Annotated in this window: 6 protein-coding genes; 3 read left to right on the forward strand and 3 right to left on the reverse strand. The window is 45.8% G+C overall.

All coding sequences use genetic code 11. The annotated features are described in order from the left end of the window. Positions 1–471 (forward strand): CHAT domain-containing protein (locus tag QT974_RS27560; protein ID WP_333471590.1); only part of this gene is annotated, 471 nt, incomplete at its 5' end. Positions 472–919: 448 nt separating this feature from the next. Here the strand turns inward: QT974_RS27560 and QT974_RS27565 are convergent. Together QT974_RS27565 and QT974_RS27570 are read right to left on the reverse strand one after the other, a co-directional pair. Continuing rightward, positions 920–2,878, reverse strand: coding sequence for a cation:proton antiporter (locus QT974_RS27565; RefSeq protein ID WP_333471591.1), 1,959 nt, complete (start codon positions 2,876–2,878; stop codon positions 920–922). Positions 2,879–3,273: 395 nt separating this feature from the next. Continuing rightward, positions 3,274–4,566, reverse strand: coding sequence for a GH25 family lysozyme (locus tag QT974_RS27570; protein ID WP_333471592.1), 1,293 nt, complete (start codon positions 4,564–4,566; stop codon positions 3,274–3,276). A 113-nt stretch (positions 4,567–4,679) separates the two neighbouring features. On the opposite strand from QT974_RS27570, the gene QT974_RS27575 reads away from it, so the two are divergent. Together QT974_RS27575 and QT974_RS27580 are read left to right on the forward strand one after the other, a co-directional pair. Next, positions 4,680–5,174 carry a DUF427 domain-containing protein gene (locus QT974_RS27575; protein ID WP_333471594.1) on the forward strand — a complete coding sequence of 165 codons (495 nt, stop codon included), beginning with the start codon at positions 4,680–4,682 and terminating at the stop codon, positions 5,172–5,174. 544 nt (positions 5,175–5,718) lie between these two features. Beyond that, complete coding sequence (locus tag QT974_RS27580; protein ID WP_333471593.1) at positions 5,719–6,903, forward strand: GGDEF domain-containing protein; 1,185 nt, start codon at positions 5,719–5,721, stop codon at positions 6,901–6,903. 334 nt (positions 6,904–7,237) lie between these two features. On the opposite strand, the gene QT974_RS27585 is transcribed toward QT974_RS27580, so the two are convergent. Next, complete coding sequence (locus QT974_RS27585) at positions 7,238–7,894, reverse strand: class I SAM-dependent methyltransferase (RefSeq protein ID WP_333471595.1); 657 nt, start codon at positions 7,892–7,894, stop codon at positions 7,238–7,240. Positions 7,895–8,075 lie beyond the last annotated feature (181 nt).

Raw genomic sequence — 8,075 nt, forward strand, 5'->3', positions numbered from 1 at the left:
CAAGGGACAAAAGCTGCGATCGTCCAAAAAATGCCGCAAGCATCAATTATTCACCTGGCAACGCATGGATTGCTAGATGATGTGCGCGGATTGGGAAGTGCGATCGCCCTTGCTCCTTCTGGTACTGATGACGGCTTATTGACCGCAGAGGAAATTTTCGACATGAAACTGCAAGCCAGCTTAGTTGTTTTGAGCGCCTGCAACACTGGATTCGGCAGAATTACGGGGGATGGAGTGATTGGTTTGTCGCGTGCTTTGATTTCGGCAGGAGTACCGAGTGTAATTGTTTCTTTATGGGCGGTTCCCGATGCGCCTACAGCCGAATTAATGCAGGCATTTTATCAAAACCTTCACAAAAACCCAAATAAAGCACAGGCATTGCGGCAAGCAATGTTAGCCGCGATGAAAACGAAAACTCATTCTAATCCGCGAAATTGGGCGGCTTTCACGTTAATTGGGGAGGCCGAGTAAGTTTTTTTTCAATAGCGAATCTGCTCAATTTTTCGATCCTAAATTTTAATCGCGATCGTTGGTGTTAACTTAAGCTGTCATCTGCTCAGTCCTCCCGCCCACCGGGTAGTCCGCCAGGGAATGAATTAAGAGTCTCATAGCGAAAGTCCTCGCTATGAGGACTAATACCAAATCCGGGTTTGTCTGCTTTATTCTTTAATCCGCGCAGGCCGATTTTGTCTGTGTAGTAGCGGTTTCAACCGCCGGGTCATAACTAATGATTTATATTCTTCAGTCCTCTTTGAGAGGACTTGCGCTTTCTCGACAGGGAATTTATTCCCTGGCGGACTGTGGAATGAACCTTTGTTCGCGATCGCGTCTCAATCTCAAAATCGTAATTATTCATCTCTCTCTGCTCTCCCTCTGCGTTCTCTGCGTCCTAGAAGAGTTAAATCATTCCGATTTATGCCTAACGTGAAACTGGCGGTAGCAAAACTTCTGCTTGCTTATCGATTATGGCTACCTCCAAAACCTGCTCTAAAACCGGCTCGGGAATCGGCACTTGTTCAACTACCTGATGCTTTTCCAAAGTCAAGCGAGACTGCGACGCACCAGACAATCTTTTTAACAATTTCGGTGTCGGATCGTACAGTAAGTAAATAATGCGATCGCCCGCTTGCCAAATTTCTGTTGCCGACACTACTTGCAAGTATCCCTGTCTTTCCAGCAGCAGCGGCGCCAACTCCCCGGCTTGCACCAAAGCTTGCAAGTGAGCAATCTGAAACTGCAATCCCTCACTGTTTAACTCGGTTTCCCCCAATTTTACTTCGCCGTCGGTCAAATATTCGTTCCAATCCTTCAGCGACAAATCGGAGACAAAGGCTTGATTGATTTTGCTATTATTTGCAGGCGCATTTGCTTGCGGGTCTTTGGGGAATAATGCCAAAACCCTCGGCGGTGCAAACTCTTCGGCTGCTCGTTGAGCTAATACTAAGTTTACCTCGCCATTGTTAGTCATTGCCAAAAATGTTCCCATCGACTCAAGTCCGGCTTCTTCTAAAACGCTGTGATCCAGAGCGCTGCTCAAAAACACTCGCAAACCTTCTCGTTCTGCTTGCGCGCAAGCTTCCGGGTTTGTGTCGATAATTGCCACAGATTCTCCGCGTTCTTGAAATAAGCGAGCAATTAATCTGCTTAAAGGGTTCGATCCGACAATTGCTGCACCCGTTGCAGATTTTGAGGTTATTCCTAAAAGTTGAGCTATCCGTCCGGCTGTTAACCCTTGGACGAAAACTGTCATGATAATTGTCAGGAATACTAAGGCTTTAATTGAGTCGCCACCGTTGATGCCGCGCTGGGTGAGCAAAATTGCAAATAAAGAGGCGATCGACGCTGAGACGATTCCCCTCGGCGCTACCCAGCAAGCAAACAATTTTTGTCGCCAATTCAGCCCGCTGTTCCACGTGCACAGCCACACATTGATCGGCCGCACTACCCACATTAATGCTAAAACTGTCCACAAACTTCCCCAACCGAGGGCGACTACACTAGCGAGGGATAAATCGGCTGCCAGCAGCACGAACAGTACGGAGATAGCAAGGACTGTGAGTTGACCTTTAAACCTCCTCAGCAGCCTTTCTTCTGGGACAGCAGCGGATCTGAGAACGATGCCGGAGAGGACGGTTGCCATGAGTCCTGATTCGCTGCGGAGTTCTTCGGATAAGCCGAATAATCCCCACAAGCCTGCTAAGACTACTAAATTTTTCAGGTCTTCTGAGAGAAATTTCGATCGCTTGAGAATGAATCCCAGCAGCCAACCTCCGGCAACTCCGACGACTGCGCCAACTAAAAGGCGCACGATTAAATCTCGAAACAAGACCAATAAATCAGCATTGCCGTTTAAAATAATATTCAGTACCAATACCGCCAGAATTGCTCCGACTGGATCGATTAAAACGCTTTCGGCTTCTAGTAAGGCGGCGACTTGTTTGTCAACGGATACTTGTTTGAGCAAAGGGCCGATGACTGTCGGGCCTGTGACGACTACTAGGGAAGCATACAGAAATGCGATCGGCCAGGGAAATTCCCCCAACCAGTGTGCTGCCATTCCGCCGCCAATCAGGGTAATTAAAGTGCCGAAAGTAACTAAATTGCGAATGCTACCGGAAACTTTGCCTAAATCTCGCAATTCCAAATTCAAGCCGCCTTCAAACAGAATTAAGGCCACAGAAAGGGAAACCATTACTTCCAAACCGCTACCGAGCAGATTTGGGTGTAGCAGTCCCAAGCAGTCTGGCCCTGCTAAAATGCCGAAGAGCAGCAAAAAGACGATCGCCGGAACTTTCAGATAAGCGGCTAGAACTTGAGCGCTGATACCACAGGTGACGGTCATGACCATCAACAGGGTGATGTTAAAGGGGATTTCCATAGATACAATTGTTACAGGCTGCCCGCTGGCTTTTGCAAGTGCGATCGCTGGTGATTAGAGTGCAGGCGCTATATTTGGCGCTGGTACAAACTCGGCAGGGCCCTGGATTTTTGAGAATAAGATTAAAAAACGTTGATATTGGCTATAACTTTATCAGATAATTCTCTTAGCGTCAAAGATGGTAGCAACCCATTCTGAAGCTAAAAGCTAGAAGCTAAAAGCTATAAGGCTTTTAGCCTGAAGGGTAAAGGCTCAATTACCAATTGCTAATTACCAATCTGTACCTCACACAAATAAGATTGGTTGGTAGTGAGGACGAAGAGTCCTCTTAAAAACTTTGAGGACTCTTCGTCCTCACTACCAACGTGACCGGGGTTATTTTACCAGAAATAATATTACTTACTATCACGGCCAGCATTCTGCCATCGGCGAAGAAAGTCGGATAGAGTTGTCGGCGAGACTTGTTTTTCTAGCCAATCTAAAGCCTGGTTTTGGTTTGGTGCGGCGCGATAAAATTTACAGGCGTCTATCAACCGAATCTGAGAATTTGTAGCATTAGATTGAGAACGCCACTTTTGCGCAAACTCGGCAATTACAGCCGGAGAAAGTTGTTTTTGCAGCCAATCTAAAGCTTGGTCTTGTTCTGCCAAACCGCGATAAAATTTGCTGACATCTATCAATCGCAAATTAGTATCTTGAGGGAAGGCGGTTGTTCGCCACTTTTGAGCAAATTCCCCTAAAACAGAGGTAGAAACTTGACTTTGCAGCCAAATCAAGGCAGTATCTTGGCTAGCGCTGGCTTGATAAGATGAGAATACCTCAGTCAGCCGCGCGGGTGGTACTGGGGCGGGTGTCGGAGTTGGCGTTGGAGTTGGCTTGGGAGTTGGTGTCGGCGCTGGGGGGGGGACAATTACTTTGGGAGATTTTCTCATCAACGCGGCCCAGGTTTTGATTCCTGCCAGACCGTCGGCAGTCAGACCTTGAGATTTTTGAAACGAGATGAGGGCGGATGTGGTGGTGGCTCCAAATTTGCCATCCATCGCGCCTTGATAGAAACCTTTACTTCTTAATTGCCTCTGGATGTCTGCAACTTTATAATTGACAGCGCCTTCTCGGACGCTTTCAAAAATATTCCCGTCTACATTGCCCGAGACGCCGGACACACTGCTAGTGTCGCTGTACTGCCAAAAAGTCCAAGTCTTCCAGCCGCCTGGTACCCAAGGTTGGTCAGCACTGGTATAGTGAGCAATCCACAGCGGGTAATCGGCCAAGCGCTTTGTCCCGAGGTTGTCCCAGAATCCGGGGAAAGTGTAGATTATCGGCCGCATTGAGGTGGCTTTTTCGATTGCTTCGAGCCAAATTGTCGCGCGATCGCACAATTCGTCCCCGCTTAAACCGCCTGTGCTTTCCACATCCAAGACTGCGGGCAAATCCCCCGCTTCGAGCTTAACAGTTTTCAGGAACAAATCAATTTGTCCTTGAACGCTGCTTTCGGGTCGAAAAAAGTGATAAGCACCGCGTTGAATCCCCACAGCTTTCATTCGGGCCCAATTGGGGGCGAATGTTTGGGAAACGAACGTTGCACCTTCGGTAGATTTGACAAATGCGAACAGAATCCCTCCCTTGGCAACTGCTGGCCAATTGACGTTGGGCTGGTAGTCTGAAACATCTATACCGCGAATGCTCATATTACGGAGATTAGAGAAAAGCTGAGGACTGTCTGGGTTGGCAACTAGACTTAGAGTACATTAAATTGTAAACTTCAGCCGCTGATTGTTGTTTTTCTAGGGAGATTGTGTCAGTGAACCTCGATCGCATAGAGCCAGGCCCCGGTCAAGAGTCGGTTTGGGATTACCCTCGTCCCCCTCGCCTTGAGGAATCTACCAAACACGTACAGATAATTTTTAATGAAGTGACGATCGCCGATACTGGTCGATCTCAGCGGGTATTGGAGACCAGTCACCCTCCTGTTTACTATATCTCTCCCGAGGACATCAAAATGGAATATTTGCATAAAACTTCACGGGGTTCTTGGTGCGAGTGGAAGGGACAAGCTGGCTATTATACTGTGACGGTAGGTCTGAAGGAAGTTGTAAATGCTGGTTGGTTTTATCCCGAGCCAAATCAGGTTTTTGCCGCTATTAAAGATTATGTGGCTTTTTATCCGAGCAAGATGGATGCTTGTTATGTGGATGGGGAATTAGTGCAAGCTCAACCGGGCGATTTTTACGGTGGTTGGATTACTAAAGATATTGTCGGCCCGTTTAAGGGAGGAATCGGAACTTTGGGTTGGTGAGACAATTTTTAGATTGCTTCTTTCCTGGTGTTTAATTAAAAAATTGCCTACAAACAAGCAACTTTTTCTACAGCAAAATTTCGTGACAGTATCGCTCTTTTAAAACAACTATAGCGGTTCTCAAAAAAGTGAGGTATGCTCGCGGAGGCCACGGAGGCCACGGAGGCCACGGAGGCCACGGAGGCCAATGCCCTATCCCCAGTCGTACCTCATCTTTCTGAGAAAGGCTATATGTTGGTTGAGCTTTTTTCGTGCTGTCTCAGTTATTTTCTGGTGTTACAATCATTTTTAGGTGCGTTTTTGCGTACCTAAAAATACATCGATAATTTTATAAGCACATCATTGAATGAGGATAAACCAATATTTATTAGATTACCAAGAAACTCATAAATATTTCTGTTTTTTATAAAATAATTAAGGTGATTTATGGGTTCAGGGTTCAAAGCTGACATGGAACTTGTATTTTAACTAAAAAAATATATAAAATATTAGCTTGTTTGGGAAAAACAGTGTAATCCAGAATACAGTCACAGCCAATCAATAAATGTTAATATCCAATTTGATAGCTGACACTAGCTTTATTTTTACTTTATTGTTTATTCGGGTCTGCGCTGTGTCTGTGGAATTTATCACGCCATCTAACTCGCCTAACAAACCACCCGAAAATTTATCTTTAGAGTCTACTCTCAAGGATCTGGCTGTCTTCAATTTTCAGATTGAAGGTTCCTCGCCAGCCAAAGAGGTAGCGAAGATATTTCAAGCTCACCCACTGCTTCCGGGAATTATATTAACAGTAAATGGCGAATATTTCGGCATGATATCGCGGCGGCGATTTATGGAACACATGAGCCGCCCTTATGGAGTAGATATATTTGCTTGTCGGCCGATTGCGGCTTTGTATCAAATGGCTAAAACCGATATTTTGATTTTACCAGGAGTAGCCTTAATCGTGATGGCAGCTCAGCGAGCAGTCCAACGGCCGCCGGAACAGCTTTACGAACCGATTGTGGTGCAGTTAGAAGCTCAAGTTTACCGACTGTTAGACGTGCATCAAGTGTTGGTTGCGTTGTCTCAAATTCACCAAAAAGCTACTTGGTATATTAGCGAGCTTTACTACAATTTATCTGTGACAAAATCTGAGTTAGAAGCAACCAATCAGCAATTGCAATCAGCAAATTCTGAATTGTATCGCCTTGCTAACTCCGATGGTTTAACTCAGGTAGCAAACCGTCGCTGTTTCAACGAATATTTAGAGGAATTATGGCATAAATTAGGAGAAGAAGTAGCAGAAATATCGTTAATCTTATGCGATATTGATTTTTTTAAGAAATACAACGATACTTACGGACATCAGGCGGGAGATGCTTGTTTGCAACAGGTAGCACAAACAATTGTTGAGGCGGTAAATTCCTCAGCAGGCGAAGTTTCGGAGCAGACTTTGGTGGCTCGTTACGGCGGTGAGGAGTTTGCGGTAATTTTGCCACGAACTTCACCCGAGATTGCTGTCTCGATTGCAGAACAAATTCGACTATGGGTAAAAAAACTGGCAATTGAGAATATTAAGTCACCTGTGTCTGCTTGTGTTACACTGAGCTTGGGAGTAGCGAGTACGGTTCCTCGACCGGAAACCTCAAAAAAAGATTTGATTGCAAGAGCCGACCGTTCGCTTTATCAAGCTAAAGACGCAGGGCGCGATCGGGTAATCCTCGGTACTAAAAAGTTAGATTGACTAGCTCGGCGGCAAAACTTGTTTCGATCGTTCCCAATGCAAGTCCTCATCAAAATTTCAAACGTTGATTGAGTAGATAAGCGGCAAAACTTGGTTCGATCGTTCCCAATACAACTCCCGATGGAAATTTGAGGACTTGCATTGGGAACGATCGAACAACTTTGATGGATATGAGGTAATTATGGAGCGAGTAGGAAAAATTTAGTTCGATCGCCAATCTACACTTTATATTAATTCCGGTTGTACCGTCAGGTGATTTAACCGCTCTTGACGCTGTTGAGGCGGAGCCAGACAAGAGAGAGATGAATGATTCTGATGCTTGACGGAATTGATATTACATCCAAGCCCGCTCGGCCGTCCAGTGCCTGTCCGAAGATTCATAAATCCTCAACCCATCTAATCCCGCAGTTTCCAGCATCGCCTCAACTTCATCCAAGGTAAAAGCTGCTTGCAGGGAATCGCCGAATAACTGTTTCTGATGCGAGTTGCAATCTCCGGCGTACATCTGAACTAAATTATCCTTGATTGTCTCATCCAGAGGCCTCAGTAAATCCCGTAAAAATATTGCTCCGTTCGGTTTTAAGACTCGCTTGACTTCCTGGAAAAACGGCACAGGATCGGGCAAATGGTGGATAATGCTGTTGGAAATCACCATGTCAAAACTATTTTCAGGGTAAGGCATGGCTTTAGCATCAATTAATTCGAGATTAATTTGCGATCGCACTCCGGCCTTTTCGACATTCTGCTCTCCAACTTTCAGCATATTTGCCGACAAGTCAATACAGGTCAATTTCCATTCCGGCCGCAGTTGAGTGAGGGCAATTGGAATTCGCGCCGTACCCGTCCCCGCGTCCAAAACGTTTCCAAAAACTGGCCCCAAAGCAGCCGCACTCTTGGCAAACGCAGCATTAACCTCAGTAAAGTCCATCGAATCGTATTCGATCGCCTCTTCCAAGGAATCCATCACTTCCGGTTCCAAAACTCGCTGCATAAAATGTATCTCCCGATCTGGCATTTCCATATATAAGCCCAGTTTCGCCTGCAAAAGCTCTACTAACTCCGGTTCCATATATCTGTAATTATCGGGGATTTGCAGGCAAATAACTTGCTTGTCCTTAATAGCTTGTAAAAGTATAGTCATCTATGACATGACGTGGGAGGCATGAAGTCCC

Source organism: Microcoleus sp. BM001215392 (assembly GCF_036700185.1).
GTDB lineage: Bacteria > Cyanobacteriota > Cyanobacteriia > Cyanobacteriales > Microcoleaceae > Microcoleus.